Annotated in this window: 23 protein-coding genes and 1 pseudogene; 4 read left to right on the top strand and 20 right to left on the bottom strand. The window is 65.9% G+C overall.

Annotated features, from left to right (window positions below; all coding sequences use genetic code 11):
- Nucleotides 1-111 precede the first annotated feature (111 nt).
- Nucleotides 112-420 (top strand): WhiB family transcriptional regulator, encoded by a 309-nt coding sequence (locus A5658_RS25635; protein ID WP_067342063.1) that lies wholly within the window; start codon nucleotides 112-114, stop codon nucleotides 418-420.
- 3 nt (nucleotides 421-423) lie between these two features.
- Here A5658_RS25635 and A5658_RS25630 read toward each other — a convergent pair whose 3' ends face one another.
- The 4 genes and pseudogenes from A5658_RS25630 to A5658_RS27795 form a co-directional block, all read right to left on the bottom strand.
- Nucleotides 424-1,644: a CaiB/BaiF CoA-transferase family protein gene (locus A5658_RS25630; RefSeq protein WP_067342061.1), complete on the bottom strand. Its 1,221-nt coding sequence runs from the start codon at nucleotides 1,642-1,644 to the stop codon at nucleotides 424-426.
- Nucleotides 1,641-2,682 (bottom strand): annotated as a pseudogene (locus tag A5658_RS25625) (dihydrodipicolinate synthase family protein). The gene A5658_RS25630 and the pseudogene A5658_RS25625 overlap by 4 nt, the downstream one beginning before the upstream one ends.
- A complete protein-coding gene (locus A5658_RS25620; protein WP_067342060.1) occupies nucleotides 2,682-3,554 on the bottom strand; it encodes a hypothetical protein in 873 nt (290 codons plus the stop codon). Before A5658_RS25620 ends, A5658_RS25625 begins: the two are co-directional and overlap by 1 nt.
- A 245-nt stretch (nucleotides 3,555-3,799) precedes the next feature.
- Nucleotides 3,800-4,192, bottom strand: coding sequence for a hypothetical protein (locus A5658_RS27795; protein ID WP_231997446.1), 393 nt, complete (start codon nucleotides 4,190-4,192; stop codon nucleotides 3,800-3,802).
- A gap of 119 nt (nucleotides 4,193-4,311) precedes the next feature.
- Between A5658_RS27795 and A5658_RS25615 the strand changes: the two genes are divergently transcribed.
- On the top strand, nucleotides 4,312-5,067 hold the full coding sequence (locus tag A5658_RS25615; RefSeq protein ID WP_067342059.1) for a superoxide dismutase family protein: 756 nt from the start codon (nucleotides 4,312-4,314) through the stop codon (nucleotides 5,065-5,067).
- Between the two features lie 123 nt (nucleotides 5,068-5,190).
- Here A5658_RS25615 and A5658_RS25610 read toward each other — a convergent pair whose 3' ends face one another.
- The gene (locus A5658_RS25610) at nucleotides 5,191-5,658 is read right to left on the bottom strand and encodes a cupin domain-containing protein (protein WP_067342058.1); all 468 of its coding nucleotides are present in this window, start codon (nucleotides 5,656-5,658) and stop codon (nucleotides 5,191-5,193) included.
- A 384-nt stretch (nucleotides 5,659-6,042) separates the two neighbouring features.
- Nucleotides 6,043-6,663 (bottom strand): TetR/AcrR family transcriptional regulator, encoded by a 621-nt coding sequence (locus tag A5658_RS25605; protein WP_067342056.1) that lies wholly within the window; start codon nucleotides 6,661-6,663, stop codon nucleotides 6,043-6,045.
- Nucleotides 6,664-6,774: 111 nt separating this feature from the next.
- On the opposite strand from A5658_RS25605, the gene A5658_RS25600 reads away from it, so the two are divergent.
- Nucleotides 6,775-7,890 (top strand): NmrA family NAD(P)-binding protein, encoded by a 1,116-nt coding sequence (locus A5658_RS25600; protein WP_067342055.1) that lies wholly within the window; start codon nucleotides 6,775-6,777, stop codon nucleotides 7,888-7,890.
- Here A5658_RS25600 and A5658_RS25595 read toward each other — a convergent pair.
- Genes A5658_RS25595 through A5658_RS25585 form a run of 3 tightly spaced genes read right to left on the bottom strand, consistent with a single transcriptional unit; the run spans nucleotide 7,887 to nucleotide 10,565 of the window.
- Nucleotides 7,887-9,407, bottom strand: coding sequence for an adenylate/guanylate cyclase domain-containing protein (locus A5658_RS25595; RefSeq protein WP_067342054.1), 1,521 nt, complete (start codon nucleotides 9,405-9,407; stop codon nucleotides 7,887-7,889). The genes A5658_RS25600 and A5658_RS25595 overlap by 4 nt on opposite strands.
- Before the next feature lie 50 nt (nucleotides 9,408-9,457).
- On the bottom strand, nucleotides 9,458-9,880 hold the full coding sequence (locus tag A5658_RS25590) for a Rid family hydrolase (protein ID WP_067342052.1): 423 nt from the start codon (nucleotides 9,878-9,880) through the stop codon (nucleotides 9,458-9,460).
- 37 nt (nucleotides 9,881-9,917) lie between these two features.
- Nucleotides 9,918-10,565: a hypothetical protein gene (locus A5658_RS25585; RefSeq protein WP_067342050.1), complete on the bottom strand. Its 648-nt coding sequence runs from the start codon at nucleotides 10,563-10,565 to the stop codon at nucleotides 9,918-9,920.
- A gap of 133 nt (nucleotides 10,566-10,698) precedes the next feature.
- On the opposite strand from A5658_RS25585, the gene A5658_RS25580 reads away from it, so the two are divergent.
- Nucleotides 10,699-11,100 (top strand): hydrogenase, encoded by a 402-nt coding sequence (locus A5658_RS25580; protein ID WP_067342048.1) that lies wholly within the window; start codon nucleotides 10,699-10,701, stop codon nucleotides 11,098-11,100.
- A gap of 25 nt (nucleotides 11,101-11,125) precedes the next feature.
- Here the strand turns inward: A5658_RS25580 and A5658_RS25575 are convergent, their stop codons facing one another.
- The 11 genes from A5658_RS25575 to alr form a co-directional block, all read right to left on the bottom strand.
- Nucleotides 11,126-11,701, bottom strand: a complete 576-nt coding sequence (locus tag A5658_RS25575; RefSeq protein ID WP_369830570.1) for a class I SAM-dependent methyltransferase — start codon at nucleotides 11,699-11,701, stop codon at nucleotides 11,126-11,128.
- Nucleotides 11,702-11,797: 96 nt separating this feature from the next.
- Nucleotides 11,798-13,306 carry an adenylate/guanylate cyclase domain-containing protein gene (locus tag A5658_RS25570; RefSeq protein WP_067342042.1) on the bottom strand — a complete coding sequence of 503 codons (1,509 nt, stop codon included), beginning with the start codon at nucleotides 13,304-13,306 and terminating at the stop codon, nucleotides 11,798-11,800.
- A 147-nt stretch (nucleotides 13,307-13,453) separates the two neighbouring features.
- On the bottom strand, nucleotides 13,454-14,965 hold the full coding sequence (locus tag A5658_RS25565; protein WP_067342040.1) for an adenylate/guanylate cyclase domain-containing protein: 1,512 nt from the start codon (nucleotides 14,963-14,965) through the stop codon (nucleotides 13,454-13,456).
- A 53-nt stretch (nucleotides 14,966-15,018) separates the two neighbouring features.
- Complete coding sequence (gene groL, locus A5658_RS25560) at nucleotides 15,019-16,641, bottom strand: chaperonin GroEL (RefSeq protein WP_067342035.1); 1,623 nt, start codon at nucleotides 16,639-16,641, stop codon at nucleotides 15,019-15,021.
- A gap of 78 nt (nucleotides 16,642-16,719) precedes the next feature.
- A complete protein-coding gene (gene groES / locus A5658_RS25555) occupies nucleotides 16,720-17,022 on the bottom strand; it encodes a co-chaperone GroES (protein ID WP_067342032.1) in 303 nt (100 codons plus the stop codon).
- Between the two features lie 176 nt (nucleotides 17,023-17,198).
- Nucleotides 17,199-18,224, bottom strand: a complete 1,026-nt coding sequence (gene tsaD / locus A5658_RS25550) for a tRNA (adenosine(37)-N6)-threonylcarbamoyltransferase complex transferase subunit TsaD (RefSeq protein WP_067342030.1) — start codon at nucleotides 18,222-18,224, stop codon at nucleotides 17,199-17,201.
- Complete coding sequence (gene rimI, locus A5658_RS25545) at nucleotides 18,221-18,679, bottom strand: ribosomal protein S18-alanine N-acetyltransferase (RefSeq protein ID WP_067342028.1); 459 nt, start codon at nucleotides 18,677-18,679, stop codon at nucleotides 18,221-18,223. Before rimI ends, tsaD begins: the two co-directional genes overlap by 4 nt.
- Nucleotides 18,676-19,311, bottom strand: coding sequence for a tRNA (adenosine(37)-N6)-threonylcarbamoyltransferase complex dimerization subunit type 1 TsaB (gene tsaB, locus A5658_RS25540; RefSeq protein ID WP_369830571.1), 636 nt, complete (start codon nucleotides 19,309-19,311; stop codon nucleotides 18,676-18,678). Before tsaB ends, rimI begins: the two co-directional genes overlap by 4 nt.
- On the bottom strand, nucleotides 19,296-19,757 hold the full coding sequence (gene tsaE, locus A5658_RS25535; RefSeq protein WP_067342026.1) for a tRNA (adenosine(37)-N6)-threonylcarbamoyltransferase complex ATPase subunit type 1 TsaE: 462 nt from the start codon (nucleotides 19,755-19,757) through the stop codon (nucleotides 19,296-19,298). The genes tsaB and tsaE overlap by 16 nt, the downstream gene beginning before the upstream one ends.
- Nucleotides 19,750-20,877, bottom strand: coding sequence for an alpha/beta fold hydrolase (locus A5658_RS25530; RefSeq protein WP_231997445.1), 1,128 nt, complete (start codon nucleotides 20,875-20,877; stop codon nucleotides 19,750-19,752). Before A5658_RS25530 ends, tsaE begins: the two co-directional genes overlap by 8 nt.
- On the bottom strand, nucleotides 20,874-22,034 hold the full coding sequence (gene alr, locus A5658_RS25525) for an alanine racemase (RefSeq protein WP_197503224.1): 1,161 nt from the start codon (nucleotides 22,032-22,034) through the stop codon (nucleotides 20,874-20,876). The genes A5658_RS25530 and alr overlap by 4 nt, the downstream gene beginning before the upstream one ends.
- Nucleotides 22,035-22,076: the final 42 nt, after the last annotated feature.

The raw sequence follows: 22,076 nt of genomic DNA, 5'->3' as shown, positions 1-22,076 counted from the left end.
GGCAGCGTGCAGCCTGTTGACGGGAATTCCCTAGCGCCTCTACGTTTGTCGCGACGAGTAGTCACCGATGACCCGCTCGGCCAGAACATGGGCGCGTAGAGAGGGACTTCAATGCCGCAACCGGAGCAACTTCCAGGCCCCAATGCAGACATCTGGGACTGGCAATTACAAGGCCTTTGCCGCGGCGTGGATTCGTCGGTGTTCTTCCACCCGGACGGCGAGCGCGGTCGGGCGCGCCTGCAGCGTGAGCGTCGGGCCAAGGAGATGTGCCGCAGCTGCCCGGTGATGACCCAGTGCCGCGCACACGCCCTCGAAGTCGGCGAGCCGTACGGAATCTGGGGTGGGCTGTCCGAGACCGAGCGCGAGCTGCTTCTCAAGCGGGATATCGGCCGCACGCGCAGCATCCGTCGCAGCGCTTAGCGCTTAGAGGATCGACCCGTCCTGCTTGTACTGCTCGATCTTGTCCCAGTCGACGCCGGCGTCCAGCAGGATCTCTTCGGTGTGCTGGCCGTGTTCGGGTGCGCCCGTCGGCTGGACATGGTGCCCGTCGAATTGGACCGGGTTGGTCGGCAGAATGTAGGGCTTGCCGTTCATCGCCTTGACCTCGGGGATGTATCCGTTGGCGATGACGGCGGGGTCCTCGTGCAACTCGCTGCTCTTCTGCAGCACACCCCAGGCGCCCGTCAGCGGTTTGAGCACGTCGCGCCACTGGTCGAGCGTCTTGGAGGCGAATTCGGCATCCATGATGTCGATCAGCTCGCCCCGGTTCATGAAACGCGAATGGCCGTCGGCGAAGCGCTCGTCGGTGATCAGGTCCGTGCGGCCGATGACCGTCATGAACTCGGGGTAGAACTTGTCGCCCTGCAACATCATCAGCGTGATGTAGCGGTCGTCCTTGGTCTTGTAGTTGCCGACCAGCGGGTTGGGCATCTCGCGGTGGGTGAACGTCGGGATCGGGTCCCCGCCGTAGAGGTTGGCCGCCGTCACCTGGGGGGTCATCGCCCACGCCGCGAGCCCGAGCAGCGAAACGTCGACGATCGAAGTCTCGCCGGTCGCCTTGCGCTTGTACAGCGCGGCGGCGATCCCGCCGGCGATGGTCAGCCCGCCCATCAGGTCGCCGAACGCCGGGGTCTGCATCACCGGCTCGGGAGCTTCGCGGGTCAGCGCATCGGCGATTCCGCCGCGTGACCAGAACGAGACGCCGTCATAGCCGGGGCGGTCGGCGTCGGGACCCTCCGGCCCGTACCCAGACCCGCGGACATAGATGATCTCGGGGTTGGCAGCGCGGATCTGCTCGATGTCGATGCCGAAATGCTTGCGGCGACTGGGCAGATAGCTGGTGAGGAACACGTCGCTGGACTTCGCCAGCTCGTGAACCACCTCCTGACCGCCCGGCGTGGTCAGGTCGATACCGATGGATCTCTTTCCGCGATTGGGCATTTCGATCATGTAGTTGACCGCGGTCGGGCCCCCGGGGATGAGTCCCATAGTCACCAGTCCGCGCTGCGGGTCGCCGCCTTCACGAGGCTCGACCTTGATCACGTCGGCGCCCCACTCGGCCAACACCGCGCCGGCCGCCGGGACGAACGTCCAGGCCGCGACCTCCAGAATGCGGATGCCGCTCAGCGGTTTGGCGTCGCTCATGATGAGTCCTCTACTTTCGCAGTCGTTTTCAGTGATTCGCCGATGAGGCCGAAACGACGGTACGCCGCGCGGATGTCGGTACGCGCCTGCTCGGGTAATTTCGCTTGGGGCGGGCGGGTCTGGGTACGAGCCGATCGGCAGCCCGACCACTGATGCGGCGTATTTGAACGCGCCGCCCCAGTGGGTGAAGTAGTCCGACCGCCCCGGGTAGCGGGTGAACCAGCCCCGCATGTCGAGCTCGAACTGGTCGAGCCCAGACTCCCGCGCGAAATCCATTGCCTCGACCAGCTTGTCGTTCCAGACCATGTCCCAGTACTGGGACAGCGACCGATTCTCCGCCGTCTCGTAGAGGTAGCCGGTGGTGCCGAGCTGAGCCGGGCCGACGATGCCGGATCGCAGCCAGCCGGCGCGGTACACGGTCGTATCGCATTCCCAGATCACCAGATCCGGCGCGAGCTCATGCAGCATCCGGCTCTGATGGGGGCGGAACGAGCCCTCCTTGGTGGCGCACACCGCCGGAATCTCTTCGACGATTCGTGCACTCTCCTGCGCGGAGAGCACGTACCCGGAACTGGGCGAGTTGAACATCCCGAGAGCGATGTCGGTGCGCTCGGCCACGTATTTGAAAAAGTTCAAAACGCCGTCGCCGCCGTGCAATTCCATCATCGGGGTCTGGATGTAGACGATGTCGGCGCCGGCATCTTGGGCGTGTTGGGTGAGCTCGACGCAGTCTTTGGCCGACAACGCCGCGGTACACGACTGCACGATGACGTCCGGGTTGATGCCCTTGGCCTCGTCAATCGCGATCTCCAACAGCTTCTTTCGCTCGGCGATGGTCAGCGACCAGAATTCCGCCACCCCACTGGTCACCCAGAGCATCGGGTGGCCCAGGGTGCCGACGCAGTGCCGGACCAGCGTGCGGTAGGCGTCCCAGTCGATGTCGTCACCGTCGTGCCCGCTGAACGGCGTGTAGAGCGAGTCGCCGATGCCGCGCAATGAATGACGCGCCCACTGACGAGCGTCCTTGGCGTTAGCCATCATTGACTTCCAACAGTTTCGAAGATCGCGGCGGCCGACGTGACCGCCTTGTCGGCGTTGCCCTCGTCGTGCAGCAGCATGCGAACCCCGACCTTGCCCGACCCTCCCACGTGCGCGGTGCCGTCCACCCGGAACGGGCCGACCTTGCCGCGCGACATGAACATCACGTGCCAGCTGACCACCTGCAATTTGCGGGTCCCAACCGCGTCGGCGGCCAGGTCGATCGCGGCGGTTTCGAGCACGACGTGCTGGGGCCCGATGTGCAGCGCCGCATCCGGCGATGCCAGCTCCTCGCTGAGGGCCGGCAGTTGCCAACGGCCATCGGGTCGTCTCGATGCGCCGAAGGCCTGCCACAGCGGCGGCAGATCCGGCGAGTCCTCGATCACCAGCTCGGTGCCCGAAACATCCATCTTGCCAAGGCCTTCGGGCGGGACGCCGATGATCGCGCCCTGGCCTTCGTTGAACGCGATGACACGGTCAGGATTGTCGGCGTCGACGATCTTGCAGCGCCCGTAGCCCATCATCCGGCCCTGATGGACGTTGCCCGAGCCGACGATCTCCACCCGCTTCACGTCGTATCCGGGGTCGACGATCTGCACCGAGGCGATCACCGGGTTGGGGACCGCAACCATGTCAGTCTGGCAGCCTTCGGGCGAGGCGATGGCCAACGGCGCCACCATGATTCCACCCGCCTCGTTGCGCATGTCGCGACGGATGACGACGGTGTCGTCAGTGTCGCCGATATTCATCGATGAATGGTTGCGCCCGATGTAGCGATAGCTCAGCAGCCCCGTCCAGCGGCGGTACAACTCGTCGCGGTAGGCGTCGGCGTCGCCGAGAAATTCCCTGATGTCTCGCAGTTGTCCGGACAATCGCGTCGTTCCTCCTGAGCGGAAATGTTGAGCAGAAGCTCAGGTAGGACTTTACGGCTGCCCTCGCGAATGTAAAGCCCATATCGCGGATCTACTGCGGATCGAACAGCGCCGGGCAGCGCCGTCGGTGAGCGGAACACCTGCAGCGAATGTGCGGGTCGTCGGCGTCGGGATCGAGCCGCAGATTGGGCAGCGGCATCACCGTGCAGCCTGCCGGGATCTTGACCCCGCCGAGCTCGGTGTCGTCAGCCGCCAGGGCAGGGGCCTGGGATCCACATGTTCCAGCATGTCCCCGGAGGCGGCGGCAGATACGGCCCGCGGGGTGGAAGAGTCTGCGGCGGAGGAGGATTGGGGCCTTCGTAGATACCTTGACCTTGGTTGGCCTGGTCCGGGGCAACGTGATAGTAGGTGTGGCAGACGTTCATATCCCACGTCACCGGTTGATGCACGTGGTTCTGGGTCAGGTGGAACAGGGAATCGCCCGGGCACCAGCGATTGGGCCCCCAGCACACGTGGTCGACCATCGCCGCGGGCCCACAGTCGTCGTCCGCTCGAGCGGTACCCGCACCAGGACCGACCATCGCCAATCCGCCGCACGTCAACGCCACCGCTGCCCAGGCTGCGGTTAGTTGCTTCATAGTTCGCGAGTCTTCTCGGCGCCTGGCTAAAGCGCATCGGGCAAATGCCCTATTTCCGCGTGGAGCGGCGTCGTTACCGTCAGCGGTTTCCCCGCAGCAAATCTGGGTAATCCGGGCCCATGAATGCGGGTAAAGCATTCGGTGTCGCGGCGTCCGCCGCTGCGATCGCGACATTGGCCGGATGTGTGAACCAGGGCGGTACCGGACAGTCCACGTCGTCGTCACCGCCACCCGGCACCGAGCGGATGACCACGCAAGTGAAGGCCGCGGATGGCAGCACGATCGCCAACGCGACCTTCGATTTCGCCAACGGGTATGCGACAGTCACCGTGGAGGCCGGGCCCAACCAGGTCCTCAGTCCCGGATTTCACGGTCTCATGGTCCACGCCATTGGAAAATGTGAGCCCAATTCGACCGCACCAGGCGGAGATTCGACGGGCGACTTCGCCTCGGCAGGAAGCGTATACCAGGCACCGGACCACACCGGCTCTCCAGCCAGCGGTGACCTGACCGCGTTACAGGTGCGGCCGGACGGGTCGGCCAAACTCGTCACGACGACGAGCTTGTTCACCGCCGCGGACCTGCGCAACAACCTGGGCACCTCGCTGATCGTGCACCAGAACGCCGACAATCTGAGCCCCAATTCCGCGGGTGGTAGCGCGGGCAAGCGGATCGGGTGCGGGGTCATCGCCGCCGGTTCAGCCACCACCACGTCGTCGACGACGACCACCACCAGCGTCTCCACGGTCACCACAACGGTCGAGATAACGCCGCCGTCCACGAGTACCAGCACCGTCACGGTGACCAGGGAGCCGACGACCACCTACGTGCCAACCACGACCGTGACGACCACGTACCTGCCGCCCGGCCGCTAACCGGCGCGAGGCTGCGCGGCGGTCAGCGGATGACCTGCCCGTCCCGCCTTGCCGGTAGCCCGTAAAAGCGCGCGCTTAGGCCGAAAGGCGTTGGTGGAGAAGAGTTCCGGCGCTTATCCGCCGTCAGCGCGGCGGGCCGAGGATGATCTGCCCGTACATGTCCGCGCCCTCGGCCATCCGTTCGGGCGTGATCTCGAATCCGTCCGGTCGCGGTGTCGCCTTGTCGCGACCAGAGTGACGGAACATGCCCTCGATGCCCGCCGGCGTGTTGATCATCAGCAGGTCGGCCTTCTTCGAGGTGATGCGATAGGCATGCGGAATGTTCTTGGGCAAGAACACAATCCCGCCCTCTGAGAGCTCCATCTCCTCATCGTCCAACCAGAGCAGCGCGGTGCCCTTGATGAGCATGAAGACCTCGTCCTCGCGCGTGTGCTTGTGATATGGCGGTGCTTCGCCCTCACTCACATCGAAACGCCCAACCATCAATTGGCCGTCGGTGGCCTCGCCGTCGAGCAAGATCGCCAACGTGCCGCCGTCGAGCCATTCCAGTTGTTGCTGTTGCTCCGGTTGTGCCAGGTAAGCCATGCTCATGCGTGAAGTCAACCAGCTAAGCGACGCCGCCGCAGGGTAGGCGCGCGGCTAGTCGGCCAGGCGGCACACGGGGGCAAGAGGCCGGGTTCACCCCGACTGTCATCGGTGACGTCGAGCTCGCCAACCGTGTCGCGTTGGCGCCGATGACAGCGGGCTGACGATCATTGCGAACGGGCACCTCGACGACCCGCGTGGCGCCGCCGCCCTACTCACCTCGGACGCCGCCGACGTGGCCGCACTGGCCAAACCCGCACTGGCCAACCGGAACTGGCCCCACCGGGTGCGAACCGGGCAGCCCCTGTCCCCCGATGTGCCCGCAGATTTGTTCGGACCCGTTGCCGACGTCAAAGACTGGGAAATCGCCGCTACGCGATAGCAGGAGCGCTAGTCCCCGTTCAGCATTCCGCGCTCGACGAGATCTTGGACCTGCTCCCACGCGAATTTGACGGCCGCGTCGCTGGTCGGTAGCGGTCCGTCCAGCAGCAGGGTGGCCAGGCCGTGCACCGCCGACCAGACGGCGATCTCGGCTCCCGGCCTGCGGCGAGAATCCAGCAGACCGGCGGCCTGGGCTTCGTCGAGCACTTGACCAAGGACCTCGAAGGGCTCGGCTCCGGTACTGACGGCCTCTGGGACGTCGGCCGTCGCCGGATGCGAGGTGAACGCGCTGCGAAACAGACCGGGCTGGGTGAGTGCGAAGTGGATATAGGCGGTACCGACCGCTCGTAGCCGCCGGCGAGGGTCCTTGCTGCGACTGACTCGTCGGCGCATCTCCTCGGCGAGCTCGTTGCGGGCAAAGATCGACACCTCGGCCAACAGCGCTTCGCGGTCGGCGAAATGGCGGTAGGCAGCCGAGTGTGACACCCCGGCCGCGCGGGCGGCTTCGCGCAGGATCACTCGATCCGGCCCACCCTCGCGAGCCAACGCGATGCTGGCCTGAACCAGCGCCGAACGCAATGCGCCGTGGTGGTAGCCCTTCTTGCCAGTGGGGTCGCTGACGGAACTCATGCCATCACGATCGCACGCCGACCAGAATGTTGACAACGGTCACATCCAATCGCATACTGGCGATGTAACCAGTGGTCACATTGCCACGTTTTGACTGTGAGAGGAACTCCGATGACAAACAAGCGCGTACTCGTTACCGGTGCGACGGGCAAGGTCGGCGGCGCGGTTGCCGCCCAATTGTTGGAAAAGGGTGTGCCGACAAGGGCGTTGGTGCACCGGGACGATTGGCGAAGCGACAGACTGCGAGCATTGGGCGCCGAGGTCGTCGTCGCCGACATGCTTGACATCCAACAGGTTCGGGCCGCGATGGACGGAGTCTCCCGGCTGTTCTTCAACCCGCCCTATCACCCACACGCTCTCGACAGCGCGGTCAGCTTTGCCGGCGCAGCCCGCCAGGCGGGGGTGGAGGCGGTGGTGGCGTTGGGGCAATGGTTAGCCAGCCCGGAGCATCCGTCGTTGATGACGCGCCAGCAGTGGTTGATCGACAGGCTGTTCGCACTGTTGCCTGACACCGCTCACGTCGCCATCGATCCCGGGTTTTTCGCAGACAACTATCTGCAGGTTCTCCCCTATGCGGCTCAGCTCGGTGTGTTGCCGATACCGATGGGAGGACGCCGAAATGCGCCACCGTCCAACGAGGACATCGCCCGGGTCGCGGTGGGCGCCCTACTCGACCCGCACCGCCATGACGGACGCGCCTACCGCCCGACAGGCCCGACGTTGTTGTCCGGCAACGATATCGCCGACGCGGTAGGCGAAGCACTGGGCCGACCGGTACGGCACATCGAAACCCCGCCGTGGATGTTCCTGCGAGCGGTCCGCCAGATCGCGAGGCAATCCGGCGCCGGCCTGTACTTCGAGTCCAGTGTGCGAAACTACCTGCCCGAGAACGGGCTTGGGACATGGGAGGTCGGCGGGCCGACGACGCACGTCCGCGATGTCGCGGGTGTCGAACCCGAGGACTTTGCGACCATCGCGCGTCGCTACGTCGACCGTGCGGACACCCGGCGCACCGCCGGCAATCTCCTGCGCGCGATCGGCCAGTTCATGCTGATCGGACTCGTGCCGGCGCACGACCTCGACAAGTTCGATCGGCGCCAGCAGCATCCCCGACCCGCCTCACCGCGATACTCGGGCGAGTCGGCCGTATGGCGAAACGAGCACGCCGCATCGGCAGACGCGACGAGCGATCGGTTCGGCGTACCCGAGCTTCGACTATCGTCCTAGTCGCGCGAGCCAAGCGTCGGATCAAGGCCGAACACCGTCACCGCGGCTGACTTCCCTTTCAGCTCATGGGATCCCCGGTCTGCGAGTCCGACAGGTCGAATAGCCAGCGCGTCGACGGTGTGCTGGGTGAGAAGGATGGCGTCACCGGTCGACTTGGTCAACTGCTCGACGCGGGCAGCGACGTTGACGGTGTCACCGATAAGCGTGAACTCAAGTTTGCTTCCACCGCCGATGGTCCCAGCAATCACCTTGCCCGTGTTGATACCGATGCCGATCCGAAGCTCGCCGCCGAATCGCTCGGCGACAAACCGATGAATCAGCGCGGCGGCACTCACGGCCGCATCGGCGTGATCCGCGAGGTCGTTCGGCGCGCCGAACACGGCGAGGGCACCGTCGCCGAGGAACTTGTTGACGTGCCCACCAGCCTCGACTACAGCCGGGACAACGATTTCGAATAACGCGTTGAGGCGAGCGACCGTGTCCTCGGCGGTGTTCGCCTCGGCGAAGGGCGTGAAGTCGCGGATGTCGACAAACATCACCGTCACCTCGCGGCGCTCACCGGTAAAGACGTCGTCACCCTGCTCAAGCAGCCGTGCCGCCAGGGCCGGGTCGACGTAAGTGCCGAACGCCGCCTGAAGTCGTTGCCGCTCAGCCAAACCCGCCTGCATGCGATTGAACGACGCAGCCAGCGCACCCAGGTCATCGTCCTGAACGACCGGCAAACGCTGCGAATAGTTCCCAGCCGCAACACGTTCCGATCCTGCCGCAAGGTCGCGAATAGGTTGCAGGGAGGGTGAAAAGCCGGCGCCGACGGTGATCGGCACCGCGAATCCGACCGTCAACGCACCCGCGATCGCAGCGCATATTAGGGGCACTTCGTCGGTGCGGTGAATAACGGCAGCCAGCATGGCGCCGCCGAGCGCGAATGCGAATGCGCAGCCGAGCATTGACACGTTCGACCAGGCCGCGAAGGTCGGCCGCGAGCGCGGAAGGTCGTCACCCAGGCCCGTCTCACCGGCGAGCGCTGCCCTGGCCGGCCGCATCGCTGTCTCAGGGAAGCTGTGCACGGCGATCGCCGACACGCCAGATCCTGAGGCGGCACCCAGAATCGCGTACTGAATGAGGCGAGGCCCGGTCGCTCCGGTGACCGCCCCGACGGCGACGAACTGTATGGCGATCACAACGATGTTGGCGCTCAACGCTCGGGGAGCCGTCGTCCGGGTCCACGAGTATGCGGCGTTGAGCGCCTTCACCCGGTCTGACTCCTGGCCCGCTGCCCACCGGTCGATGATGCGGCCATGACCCAGGCCGGGGAGAACCATCACATACGCCATCGCCAGCACCATGCCAACGGTGACCAGCGCCGCCCCGAGGTGGTGATCCGACCTTTCGAACGCAACAACGATCATCGCGAGCACGAGGTAAATCGGGAGTACCGTGGCGACGGTGACCGCGTAGATCGCCCACGAGTACCGTCCTGCGTGCCGATCCCATGCCCACTGCCAAATGCGGTCCATGGCGCAAACAAAACACCTTTAACCTGCGGGCCGGAGGTGTTTCAAGCGGTTCAGTCTCGATCCTCAACGATCGCAGCGACCTGAATCTCGACGCGCATCTGTGGACCCGCCAGGGCAGCGACGCCGATGCAGGTCCACACCGGTGCGCGATCACCCGTGCGGAGACGGAACTGTTCGACCATGGTGTCGAGGTGCTCGGACCCGATCCGCCCGTTTGCATCCGGCACGTGGTAGGAGTGCACGGTGATGACGTGACGCCACGACGCTCCTACAGTTGCCAATGTCCGTTCGACGTTGTCGAACGCCTGAATGACTTCGTCGCGAACTGACTCCGGATAGCACCACGCGTCATCCCAACCTCCTTGACCGGCGGTCTCTATCCGGTCGCCATACCGAACGGCCTGTGCGTAGTGGAATTCGCGCAGCTGGCGTTCGCCGTAGCCAGGAGTAATGGAAAATATCGGCTTGTCCATGTGCGCCATTGTCAGAACACGCGTACCGCCGGCACCGTCAGCCGCCAAGTCCCTTCTTGACGGCCGCGTCTTGCTTCTGGCCGACATCGGTGACGAAGTCCGGCGGCGGCGGGGGCGAGTCCGATCCGCCCACAAACTGCAGCGTGACGAAACCCCGGCCCTCGGTGAACATCAACACCGTCACGCTCTTCGAACCGTCCGGTGACATACCCGCCAATGTGGTTCCGCCGGTGCCGACATTGGCCGAATCCACCTTCGGATCTTTCACCAGACCTTGTCCCGACTTTGCGGAGTTCAGCGCGTTCGTGGCAGCGGCCGCGTCCGGCAGAACTTGGATGGTGTCGATGATGTGGACGTCTTTGACCGTGACGCCCTCCTGATCCTCGGGGTGGGGTTGGCTGTTGAAGGTGATCGCCGCGCCCGGTTGGCCATTGGGGTTGCTCGTCGGCGGGTCTGCGACGAAGGGCATCGGCGCATCGAGATCTGTCACCTTGATCAACAGCGTGGTGTAGTCGCTCGGCTGCGCCGGCGCCGAAGAATTCGGACCCGAGCTACCGGTTGTGGTCGCAGAGGTGGCCGATCCCGACTTCGTCGTCGACGATGTAGTGCTACTGCAGCCGGCCACCGACGCGGCCAGCATCGTCGCCGCCAGTGGGCCGACGAGCATCATCTGAGAAACCCTCATTGCGTCTTGCTCCTTGTCGAGTCCCCCGATGTGCGGAGCCCAATGCTATGCGGTGCAGCGGTCTGAAAGCGCAGGAAAAACAAACAAACACCAATCCGAGGTGCGCACAGCAAGACGCCCATACTGTTCTGACATGCAGTCGTTGCTGTTGAGGCTTGGGCTGGTGCTGTTCCTGATCGGTCTACTCACCGGGCTCGCCGTCCCCGCGGTGAAGAACCCGCGCATGGCACTGTCGAGCCACCTCGAGGCAGTGGTCAACGGCATGTTCCTCGTTCTGATTGGGCTGCTCTGGCCACACCTCCACTTGACCCACGTTTGGGGCGTCACCGCAGTCGTGCTCATCGTCTACGCCGGTTACGCGAACTGGTTGGCGACGCTGCTCGCAGCGGCATGGGGTGCGGGCCGCAGATTCGCGCCGATCGCGGCCGCCGACCACGAGGCCTCAGTGATGAAGGAGGGCCTCGTCAGTTTTCTGTTGGTGTCGCTCTCGATCGCGATCGTGTTCGGCGTCGGCATCCTCATCGTCGGGCTTTGATGAGGCGCGAGTCTTTTGCCGCGGTCTAGCTCGCGACGGCAACGAGCAGATGGTGAGGGATGGCCACGTCGTCGAGGCGGCGATCCTCGATGCCCGTGAATCCCGCGTTTTTCAAGGCAGCGACGATCTCGGCGATCGGGCGCAGCGTGAAACCGTAAGCGGTGAAAGGCAAGCGGGCCATCGCGTCGGGATCACCGACCCCCACCACTGCGCGACCGCCGGGTCGCAGCACCCGAGCCAGTTCGGCGCAGGCGGCGTCAAGGTCTGACACGAAATACACCGTGTTGACCGAGATTGCCGCGTCAAGCGACTTCTCGTCGAGCGGCAACTCGGTCAAAGACCCGCTGACGAGCCTGATCTGGCCGGCCGCGCTCTGGTCGGCGAAGCGCGCCCGGGCGCGCGCGAGCATGTCCTCGGCGACCTCCACACCGTAGACGACGCCCTGCGGAGCAACCCGCCGCAGAAACAGATCGAGCCCTAGTCCGCCGCCAAAACCGATGTCGGCCACCGTCTGTCCGGCCGTTGGTTCCGCCGCATCCACAGCGCCGGCCACGGCTGGACGGTTGCCGCGGTTGAGCAGTACCGCGACGCCGCGGCCCACCAGACCATGCGGCCGGCCGAGTTGCCCGGCGACCGTCGCAAACATTCGCTGACGTAAACCCATGACCGTTACCTCACTCGAGCTGGATGTAAGCCGCTAACCATTCACCGCTGGGTCGAGACCGAAGACCGTTACTGCGGTCGACTTACCCTTCACCGCATGCGGCCCCCGGTCGGTCAATCTGGATGGTGGAGAGCCTAGGGCGTCGACGGTCTGCTGGGTGAGCAGAATCGCGTCACCGGTCGTCTTGGTCAACTGCTCGACGCGGGCGGCGACGTTGACGGTGTCGCCGATGAGAGTGAACTCGAGCTTGCCTCCGCCTCCGATGGTCCCGGCAATCACCTTGCCCGTGTTGATACCGATGCCGATCCGAAGCTCGCCGTCGAAACGCTGGGCGACGACGCGATGGATTAGAACCGCTGCGCTCACCGCGGCATCGGCATGGTCCGCAAGATCGTTGGGGGCACCGAACACAGCCAGTGCCCCGTCACCGAGGAATTTGTTGACATGCCCGCCAGCGTCGACCACGGCGGGAACCACTATCTCGAAAAGGGCATTGAGCCGTGCGACGGTGTCTTCAGCGCTGTTGGCTTCCGCGAACGGGGTGAAGTCGCGGATGTCGACGAACATCACCGTCACCTCGCGGCGCTCACCGCTGAACACGTCGTCGCCCTGTTCGAGCAGCCGCGCTGCCAAGGCCGGGTCGACGTAGGTCCCGAAGGCGGCCTGAAGTCGTTGTCGCTCAGCCAAACCCGCCTGCATTCGGTTGAAGGACGCGGCCAGCGCGCCGAGGTCGTCATCTTGCACCACCGGCAGGCGTTGGCTGAAATCCCCGTCCGCAACACGCTCAGTTGCTGCGGCGAGATCGCGAATGGGTTGCAGGAGTGGCGAATACGCGGCAATGAGCGACGGCCCGACGACAAGAACTAGTAGACCGCCGATAACCATGGTGAGGCCAGGGCCGTGCCTGGCCGCGTCTAACACGGCTGCCAGAATTGCGCCCGCGACTGCGAAGGCGAACCCCACCGCAAGCATGGCCACGTTGGCCCACGTGCCGAACGCCGGATGTGCGCGAGGCATGGAATCGCCGATCTCCGTATCCGCAGCGATCGCAGCCCGGGCGGGCCGCAGGGTTGATTCGACGTAGCTGTGCACCGTGATCAGCTGGCCTGAAGTTCCGGCGATTGCGCCCAGAACCGCGTACTGAATGAGCCGCGACCCGCTCGCCCCGGCGATCATTGCCACCACCACGAAGAGGGCCGCGACCCAAACAAAGGTGACCACCACCCCCTTCGCAATCAGTTTTCGGCCATAGCTGTAGGTAGCGCGCAGTGCGCTCTCGCGATCAACGTCATCACCAGCGGCCCACCGCTCAATGAGCCGAACATCCCTCCCGCCGGGAGCAGCCAGCACATAAAGGTAGGCGAGGACGGCGACCGTCGTCACTGCTGCCGCGTCGAGGTAGCGATGAGACCGCTCGAAAGCGATGATGCCCATCGACCAGGCGAGATAGACCGGGAGGGCAAGGGGCAGAGTAAGCGCCCAGCATGCCCACGAATACCTCGACCCGTGCCGATCCCAGGCCCACTGCCAGATTCGATTCATCCCAAAACGAAACACCCCCGACCAGGCGGCCGCGGGTGTTTCGTCGATCGCGTTCTAGTGGTGGTGGTGATGGCGGTGACCGTGGTCGTCGGCCACCTCGGCGGGCTTGTTCACGACAGCCGTCTCGGTGGTGCTGGATGTACGCAGCTAACGACCGACCGCCGGGTCGAGGCCGAAGACGTTTACTGCGGTCGACTTACCCTTCACCGCACGCGGTCCCCGGTCGGTCAATCTGGATGGTGGAGAGCCCAGGGCGTCGACGGTCTGCTGGGTGAGCAGAATCGCGTCACCGGTGCTTTTGGTGAGCTGCTCAACGCGGGCCGCGACGTTGACGGTGTCGCCGATGAGGGTGAACTCCAGCTTGCCCCCGCCGCCGATGGTGCCTGCAATCACCACGCCGGTGTTGATCCCGACGCCGATTCGAAGTGCGCCGGCGAATCGCTCGGCGACGAGGCGGTGAATCTGCACAGCGGCTTTCATGGCAGCGTCGGCATGATCCGCGACGTCATTCGGTGCGCCGAAGACAGCCAGAGCACCGTCGCCGAGGAACTTGTTCACATGCCCACCGGCGTCCACGACCGCAGGCACAACGATCTCGAACAGCGCATTGAGGCGCGCCACCGTGTCCTCGGCCGTGTTGGCCTCGGCGAACGGGGTGAAATCGCGGATGTCGACGAACATCACCGTCACCTCGCGGCGCTCGCCGGTGAAGACATCGTCACCTTGCTCAAGCAGCCGCGCGGCCAGGACGGGGTCGACGTAGGTGCCGAACGCCGCCTGAAGTCGTTGCCGCTCAGCCAAACCCGCCTGCATGCGGTTGAACGACGCCGCCAGCGCGCCAAGGTCGTCATCCTGAACTACCGGCATACGTTGGCTGTAGTCGCCCGCTGCAACACGTTCAGTCCCTGCAGCCAAATCGCGTATCGGCCGCAGTGACGGCGACACGATGCCACCGAGGGTGATCGGCACCGCCAGGCCGGTCCACAGACAACCGATCGCCACAAACAGCAAGGGGTGGTCGCCCGTCCGCCCCAGCATGACGGCCAGCATCGCGCCACCGACAGCGAAGGCGAAGAACGCGCCCAGCATCGAGAGGCCCAACCACGCCGCGAACGTCGGGCGGGAGCGCGGCAACGCCTCACCGAGTCCGGTATCCCCGGCGAGGGACGATCTGACCGGTCGCAAAGCTCCCTGTAACGAGGTGTGCGAACCGATCAGCGCCAAGGCAAGCCCCAAGGCCGCGCCCAGAATCCCGAATTGCAACAGCCGCGACCCACTCGCTCCGGAGATTGCGGCGACTACAGCGACGAGCGTTGCGGTCCAGCAGGGTTCGAACCACAGCGCGCGGATCGCGGCCGCACGACTCCAGATGTAGGTGTCGCGCAGCGCTTGTGCACGATCTACGTCACGGCCGGTCGCCCACTGATGCGCGAGGTGTAACAGATGGCTTCCGGGGAGTATCGCGACGGAGGCGTTCACCACCACGGCCAGGCCGGTGAAGACGACCGCCTGGCCGTAATGATCTGAGCTGTCGATTCTGACGATTACGAATGCCAAGAGAACGAAGACCGGGAGCATCGCCGCGAACACGACAACCCAGATCGTCCATGAGTACCTCGATCCGTGCCGATCCCACGCCCACTGCCAAATGCGGTCCATGCCGAAAACAAAACACCCCCGGCCTGGTGACCGGGGGGTTTGTCGAACTCGTTTTAGTGATGGTGATGACCGTGGCCGTGACCGTGGTCGTCGGCCTCCTCGGCCGGCTTCTCGACGACCGCGGTCTCGGTGGTCAGCACCATGCGCGCCACCGATGCGGCGTTGAGCACCGCCGATCGGGTGACCTTGACCGGGTCGATGACCCCGTCGGCGGCCAGGTCGCCGTACTCCAGCGTCGCCGCGTTCAGGCCATGCCCGACGGGTAGCTCGGCTACCTTGCTGACCGCGACCGCGCCGTCGAGCCCGGCATTGGTGGCGATCCAGAACAGCGGGGCGCTGAGCGCGTTGGAGAACACCTCGACACCGCTGGCCTCGTCGCCGGACAGCGACTTGTGCAGGTCGGCAAGTGCCTTGCGGGCGTGGATCAGCGCCGACCCACCGCCGGACACGATGCCCTCTTCGACGGCGGCCTTCGCCGCGGCGACCGCGTCCTCGACAGCTTCCTTGCGCTTCTTGAGAGCGGTCTCGGTCGCGGCACCGACCTTGATCACGGCCACGCCGCCGGCCAGCTTGGCCAGCCGCTCCTCCAGCTTTTCGCGATCCCAGTCGGAGTCGGTCGACTCGATCTCGGCGCGCAGCTGCTTGGCGCGGTTGGCGATGGCCTCGGCGCCGCCGCCGCCCTCGACGATCACGGTGTCGTCCTTGCTGACCACCACGCGGCGGGCCGACCCGAGCACCTCGAGGCCGACCTCGCGCAGCGAGAGCCCGACCTCAGGGTTGACCACCTGGCCACCGGTGACGATCGCGAGGTCCTCCAGGAATGCCTTGCGCCGGTCGCCGAAGAACGGCGCCTTGACCGCGACGGCCTTCAGCGTCTTGCGGATCGCGTTGACCACCAGCGTCGACAGCGGTTCGCCCTCGACGTCCTCGGCGATCACCAGCAGCGGCTTGCCCGCCTCGGCGACCTTCTCCAGCAGCGGCAGGAAGTCGGGCAGCGAGCTGATCTTGTCGCGATGCAGCAGGATCAGGGCGTCCTCGAGCACGGCCTGCTGAGCGTCGAAGTCGGTGACGAAGTACGCCGACAGGAAACCTTTGTCGAACCCGACCCCCTCGGTGAAGTCCAGCTCTGTGTTGAGGGTCGAGGATTCTTCGACGCTGACCACGCCGTCGTCGCCGACTTTGCTGATTGCCTCGCCAACCAGCTCACCGACCTCTTCGTCGCGGGACGAGACGGTGGCGACCTGCGCGATGCCCTTCTGGCCGGAAACCGGGGTGGCCGCGGCCAGCAGCGCCTCGGATACCGCGTCAGCGGCCTTGCCGATGCCCAACCCGAGCGCGATCGGGTTGGCACCCGCCGCGACGTTGCGCAGCCCGTGCTTGATGATGGCCTGCGCCAGCACGGTCGCGGTGGTGGTGCCGTCGCCGGCGATGTCGTTGGTCTTGGTGGCCACCGACTTGACCAGCTGGGCGCCCAGGTTCTCGAACGGGTCTTCCAGGTCGATCTCCCGGGCCACGGTGACGCCGTCGTTGGTGACCGTGGGCCCACCAAAGGCCTTGGCCAGCACCACATTCCGGCCGCGCGGGCCCAGCGTCACGCGGACCGCGTCGGCGAGCTTGTCCACGCCTGCTTCCATCGCGCGGCGCGCAGTCTCGTTGAACTCAATCTGCTTGCTCATGAATGTCCTTATGGCTAACGAGTGCCGCCCCGGAACTCACCCGTTGAAACGGGAAGCTCCGGGGCGGGACTCACGTACTTACTTGTTGACGACAGCCAGCACGTCGCGTGCCGACAGGATCAGGTACTCCTCGCCGTTGTACTTGATCTCGGTGCCGCCGTACTTGCTGTAGATGACGGTGTCGCCCTCGGACACGTCCAGCGGAATCCGCTTCGAGCCGTCGTCATCCCACCGGCCGGGGCCGACGGCGACGACTTTGCCCTCTTGGGGCTTTTCCTTAGCGGTGTCGGGAATGACCAGACCGGATGCGGTCGTGGTCTCGGCCTCGTTGGCCTGTACGAGGATCTTGTCCTCGAGTGGCTTGATGTTCACGCTCGCCACGATTGGAGCCCTCCACTTAGTTAGTCAAGTCCGGGGCGGTTGCCCCGATTTACCAGGTGTTTCGGCTTTCATCCGTGCCGACGCGTCGTCGTCGCGGGTGCCGACGCGCGGGTTGTCCGATTGCCACCTAGCACTCTATACATGCGAGTGCTAGCACTCAAGGTTGGGCTGGTGCTTTAGGCGACTTGGCCTTTTACTACCGGGAGTCCTGGGTCGCTGGCCACATCCAGCGGGGACGGCGACGCTCCGGCGGCCACCAGGTGCGCGGCGAACGCGGCGATCATCGCTCCGTTGTCGGTGCACAGCCGCAGCCGCGGGATGCGCAGCGTCAGGCCGGCCGCCTCGCAGCGCTGAGCGGCCAGCTCCCGCAGCCGCGAGTTGGCGGCCACGCCGCCGGCCACGAGCAGGGTGGACACCCCCAACTCGGTGGCGGCTCGGACGGCTTTCATGGTCAGCACGTCGGCCACCGACTCCTGAAATCCCGCGGCGATGTCGGCGGTCGAGGCGTCGGGGTGGCTTTCGACGTAGCGCGCCACCGCGGTCTTCAGCCCGGAGAAGCTGAACGCGTGCGGCTCGTCGCGCGGCCCGGTCATGCCGCGCGGAAACACGATCCCCTCTCGGTCACCGGTCTGCGCCAGGTCGTCGAGCACCTTGCCGCCCGGGTAGCCCAGCCCCAGCAGCCGGGCCACCTTGTCGTAGGCCTCCCCCGCGGCGTCGTCGACGGTGCTGCCCAGCTCGACGATCGGCTCACCGAGCGAACGGACGTGCAGCAGGTGGGTGTGGCCACCGGACACCAGCAACGCCACACTCTCGGGCAACGGCCCATGCTCGTAGACGTCGGCCGCCAGGTGGCCGCCCAGATGGTTGACCGCGTAGAACGGCACATCCCAGGCGGCCGAATAGGCTTTGGCCGCCGCCACTCCCACCAGCAGGGCACCCGCCAGGCCCGGCCCGATGGTGGTCGCGACGATGTCGGGCTTCTGCAGGCCGGCGGTGTCCAGCGCGCGGCGCATCGCCGGCCCGAGCGCCTCCAGGTGAGCGCGCGAGGCGACCTCGGGCACGACGCCGCCGTAGCGGATGTGTTCGTCGACGCTGGAGGCCACTTCGTCGGCCAACAGTGTCACGGTCCCGTCATCGTCGAGTCGGGCGATGCCGACTCCTGTTTCGTCGCAGGATGTTTCGATCGCCAGGATCGTGGTCATTCGGCTTGAGCCTCCCGTCGCATGGTGTACGCGTCGGCGCCGCTGATCCGGTAGTACCGCTTCCGCACGCCCACTTCGGTGAACCCGACGCTGCGGTACAGCGCGATCGCCGGCTCGTTGTCGGTGCGGACCTCCAGATGCACGACGGAGTCCGCGGCGATCTCCAGCAGCGCATCGAGCATCCGCCGGCCGATGCCGCGGCCCTGGTAGGCGGGATCGACGCCGATGGTGTGGATTTCGTACTCGAACGGCGGCGTGCGGCCCAGCCTGGAGATGCCGCCGTAGCCGACCAGGGTGTCCTCGTCGCGCGCGGCCACGTAGTGATTGTGGTCGGCGGCGAGCTCGCGGACGAATGCGACTGTCGGCCACGGGTCGTCGCCGGGAAACAGCAGGGCTTCTAACTCGGCGCACCGGCGTGCGTCGTCTTTGGCGAGGCGGCCGATGGTGACAGTCACTGAGCACCCCGCTCGGCCAGCGTCTTGGCGTCCGGCCGTCGCAGATACAGCGGCACCAACGCATCCGGCGGCCGCGACCAGTCCACCGAGGCAACCAGGCCCACCGAATTGGGATACGACGGTTCAACACACGGCAGCCCGAACGGTGCGGCGTGCTCGGGCGAACCGGCGATCGACTGCGCTCCCGCGGCATCGACGTCGGCTGGCGCACTGACCGCCGGGCCACCGACGCGGACGCCGTCACGGTAACGGGCCCAATAGATTTCGCGTCGACGGGCATCGGTGACCACTAATGCCTCGCCGCTGGTCTGGCCGCCGATGGCGTCGAGGCTGCACACCCCGTACACCGGAATGCCGAGCGCGTGTCCATAGGCCGACGCGGTCGCCATCCCGACCCTCAGCCCGGTGAATGGGCCGGGGCCGCAACCGACCACCACCGCGTCGAGGTCGGCCATCGAGCGGCCCGCATCGGCCAACGCGGCCAACACATTCGGGGTGATCCGTTCGGCGTGCGCACGCGCGTCGACGCTGACCCGCTCGGCCAGCAGTTCGCCGTCGGCGACGATCCCTGCGGTGACCGCGGGCGTCGACGTGTCGATGGCCAGCACCAGACGACTCATGGTCGGCTCCATTGCCACGTCGCAGTCCTGGTGTCGGAGTTGCTGATTCGCTCCAAACGGACGTCGAGATGCCGGTCGGACAGTCGTTCGACCAGGCCTTCGCCCCACTCCACCACGACCACGGCGTCGTCGAGTTCGGTGTCGAGATCCAGGCTCTCCAGCTCGTCGAGCAGGTCGGCTCCGGTGTGCTCCAGTAGGCGGTAGACGTCGACGTGAATCATCGCCGGGGCGCCGTCGCGCCGCGCCGGATGCACCCGGGCCAGCACGAACGTCGGCGAGGTCACCGGGCCATCGACGTCCATCGCCGCGGCAATTCCTTTGGCCAGCACCGTCTTCCCGGCACCGAGCGGGCCGGAGAGCACGACGACGTCGCCCGCACGTAACTGGCCACCGAGCTGCGAGCCCAGGGCGACGGTGTCTTCCACTGTCGGCAGTGTTGCGATGCCCGCGTCAGTCACGGCGCATGACCCGTTCGCGCAGCCGCTGACTGAACACCGTGAATCGGCCCGGACTGGCACGCTTTACCAGCCGCACCAACCCGTCACTGACCGACGCCGGCTTGTCCAGCAAGACGAGATGGCCCGCGCGGGCGACGATGACCAACTCGGATTGCCGCAACGCCGCCGACATTTTCCTCGAGTATTCGGCCGGCGTGACCAAATCACGGTCGCCGCAGACGATCAGTGTCGGAATCTTGGCCAGCGTCGGCAGCGCCGCCGTCTCGTCATGCACCTGCAGGGCGTGCAGAAACTCGACCATGGTCGCGATCGGCGTGCCGAGCATCATCTTCTCCGAGAACGCCGCAATGCTCGGGCTGACCCGCTTGTCGGTATACGACGCCGCCCGCAGAACCGGTCCGATCACCGAACGCGCGGCGGCGCGGCCACGATCGACCAGTTTGGGCGCCGTCCGCGCAGCGCGCCGAACCGCCTCCAGCGCAGGATTGTTCAGCACTTCACCGAGCGGCGACTTAGCGACCCCTTCGGCCGCCGATGAGATCAACGCCGCCCCGGTGATCCGACTTCCGTACTGCTCCGGGAATTGCCGGGCGTGCGACAGCACCGTCATCCCGCCCATCGAATGGCCGACCAGCACGATCGGGCCGCGCGGCGCGATCACCTGCAGCACGGTCTCCAAGTCCTTGCCAAGCTGGGAGATCGTGTAGGTCTCCGGCGGCGCCTCCCCGGAGCGGCCGTGACCGCGCTGGTCGTAGAAGATCATCCGGACCTGGGAACCCCACTCCTCGGACAGCCGCATCCGCTGAAAGTGGAAGGCTCCCATGCGAAGACAAAAGCCGTGGGCGAACACGACGGTCAAGGGCGCGTCGGTGGGCCCGACCTCGCGCACGGCAAGGTGCACGCCGTCGGGGGTGGTGACCAGATAGGCGCGGTCGCCGTCCAGCAACTCGAAGTCCTCGTGCTCGAACGGGTCGTTGATCACCGCCCGCCGACTGAGCATCGAACGGGCCGCGGTGGCACCGGCGATGGTGCCGATCGCGCCGAGACCGGCGGCGCCGGCCAGCCAACGTCCCCGCCCCGGCCTGCCGATATGGAAGCCGTCAATATGTTTTTCGCTCAATGCTTTTCAGCCTCGCGATAGGTTCTCACAATGCGACCGCGCGGACTGGTCACGATTTCGTAGTGGATGGTGTCGAGCAGATCTGCCCAGTCTTGCGCGGTGGACTCCCCGCGGGTGCCCGGCCCGAACAGGATCGCCTCATCGCCTTCGCTGACGTCGACGTGGCCGGGACCCAGGTCGACGAGGAACTGGTCCATGCAGATGCGACCGACGCCGGGGCGACGGCGGCCGTTGATCAGCACCTCGAGCCGTCCGCCCAGTGACCGGAAGACACCGTCGGCGTAGCCGATCGGCATCAGGGCCACGGTGGTGTCCTGCTGCGCGATCCAGGTGTGCCCATACGACACGCCCTCGCCGGCGTGAACTGATTTCACCAGTGCAACAGAGCATTTCACCGTCATCGCCGGTATCAGACCCATGTCGCCCAATGTCGGCACCGGGCTCAGCCCATACACTGCGATGCCGGGACGGACCATGTCGAAGGCCAGGTCGGGTCGCGACATGGTCGCCGAGGAGTTTGACAGGTGCGCGACGTCGAATGGCACCTTCTTCTCGCGCGCCAACGCCACGATGTCGGTAAACCGTTGCGCCTGAAGGTTATTGATCGGACTGTTGGGCTGGTCGGCGTGCACCATGTGCGACATGATGCCGCGCAGCCGAATGCAATCCTCGGCGATGGCGGGTGCCAGCGCATCGAGCATCGACGGATATTGCGCCAGCGGGACACCGTTGCGGTTGAGGCCGGTGTCCACCTTGAGCGTCACGGCGGCGGTGTGCCCGGTGCGACGGACGGCGTCGAGCAGCTCGTCGAGTTGCCGCGCCGAGGACACCGCGATCTGCACGTCGGCCTGCAGCGCGGGACCGAAGTCGAGGCGGGGCGGATGCAGCCAGGCCAACACGGGCGCGGTGATGCCCGCGGCACGCAGCGCCAGTGCCTCGTCGACGGTGGCGACACCCAGTTCGGCGGCACCCGCGGCCAGCGCGGCCTTGGCCACCTCGACGGCGCCGTGGCCATAGCCGTCGGCCTTGACCACGGCCATCACCTGCGCGCTACCCGCGTGCTCGCGCAACACCCGCACGTTGTGCTGGATGGCGCCCAGATCCACGACGGACTCGGCGAGCACACCAGGCGTCAGGGAGATGGGCGTTGCGGGCACGGCCGCCATTGTCCCAGAAGCGCGGAAAATGCCGCGAAAGTG

The organism is Mycobacterium sp. 1245111.1, from assembly GCF_001673405.1.
In the GTDB taxonomy this organism is placed as follows: Bacteria; Actinomycetota; Actinomycetes; order Mycobacteriales; family Mycobacteriaceae; genus Mycobacterium.
Note: the sequence above shows the minus strand (reverse complement) of the source record. Positions and strands in the feature narration are given on the sequence as shown.

Coding starts and splice junctions, on each gene's coding strand:
- A5658_RS25635 (WP_067342063.1), top strand. CDS start 112: ATGCCGCAACCGGAGCAACTTCCAGGCCCCAATGCAGACATCTGGGAC.
- A5658_RS25630 (WP_067342061.1), bottom strand. CDS start 1,644: ATGAGCGACGCCAAACCGCTGAGCGGCATCCGCATTCTGGAGGTCGCG.
- A5658_RS27795 (WP_231997446.1), bottom strand. CDS start 4,192: ATGAAGCAACTAACCGCAGCCTGGGCAGCGGTGGCGTTGACGTGCGGC.
- A5658_RS25615 (WP_067342059.1), top strand. CDS start 4,312: ATGAATGCGGGTAAAGCATTCGGTGTCGCGGCGTCCGCCGCTGCGATC.
- A5658_RS25610 (WP_067342058.1), bottom strand. CDS start 5,658: ATGAGCATGGCTTACCTGGCACAACCGGAGCAACAGCAACAACTGGAA.
- A5658_RS25605 (WP_067342056.1), bottom strand. CDS start 6,663: ATGAGTTCCGTCAGCGACCCCACTGGCAAGAAGGGCTACCACCACGGC.
- A5658_RS25600 (WP_067342055.1), top strand. CDS start 6,775: ATGACAAACAAGCGCGTACTCGTTACCGGTGCGACGGGCAAGGTCGGC.
- A5658_RS25595 (WP_067342054.1), bottom strand. CDS start 9,407: ATGGACCGCATTTGGCAGTGGGCATGGGATCGGCACGCAGGACGGTAC.
- A5658_RS25590 (WP_067342052.1), bottom strand. CDS start 9,880: ATGGACAAGCCGATATTTTCCATTACTCCTGGCTACGGCGAACGCCAG.
- A5658_RS25585 (WP_067342050.1), bottom strand. CDS start 10,565: ATGAGGGTTTCTCAGATGATGCTCGTCGGCCCACTGGCGGCGACGATG.
- A5658_RS25580 (WP_067342048.1), top strand. CDS start 10,699: ATGCAGTCGTTGCTGTTGAGGCTTGGGCTGGTGCTGTTCCTGATCGGT.
- A5658_RS25570 (WP_067342042.1), bottom strand. CDS start 13,306: ATGAATCGAATCTGGCAGTGGGCCTGGGATCGGCACGGGTCGAGGTAT.
- A5658_RS25565 (WP_067342040.1), bottom strand. CDS start 14,965: ATGGACCGCATTTGGCAGTGGGCGTGGGATCGGCACGGATCGAGGTAC.
- groL (WP_067342035.1), bottom strand. CDS start 16,641: ATGAGCAAGCAGATTGAGTTCAACGAGACTGCGCGCCGCGCGATGGAA.
- tsaD (WP_067342030.1), bottom strand. CDS start 18,224: ATGACCACGATCCTGGCGATCGAAACATCCTGCGACGAAACAGGAGTC.
- tsaB (WP_369830571.1), bottom strand. CDS start 19,311: ATGGAGCCGACCATGAGTCGTCTGGTGCTGGCCATCGACACGTCGACG.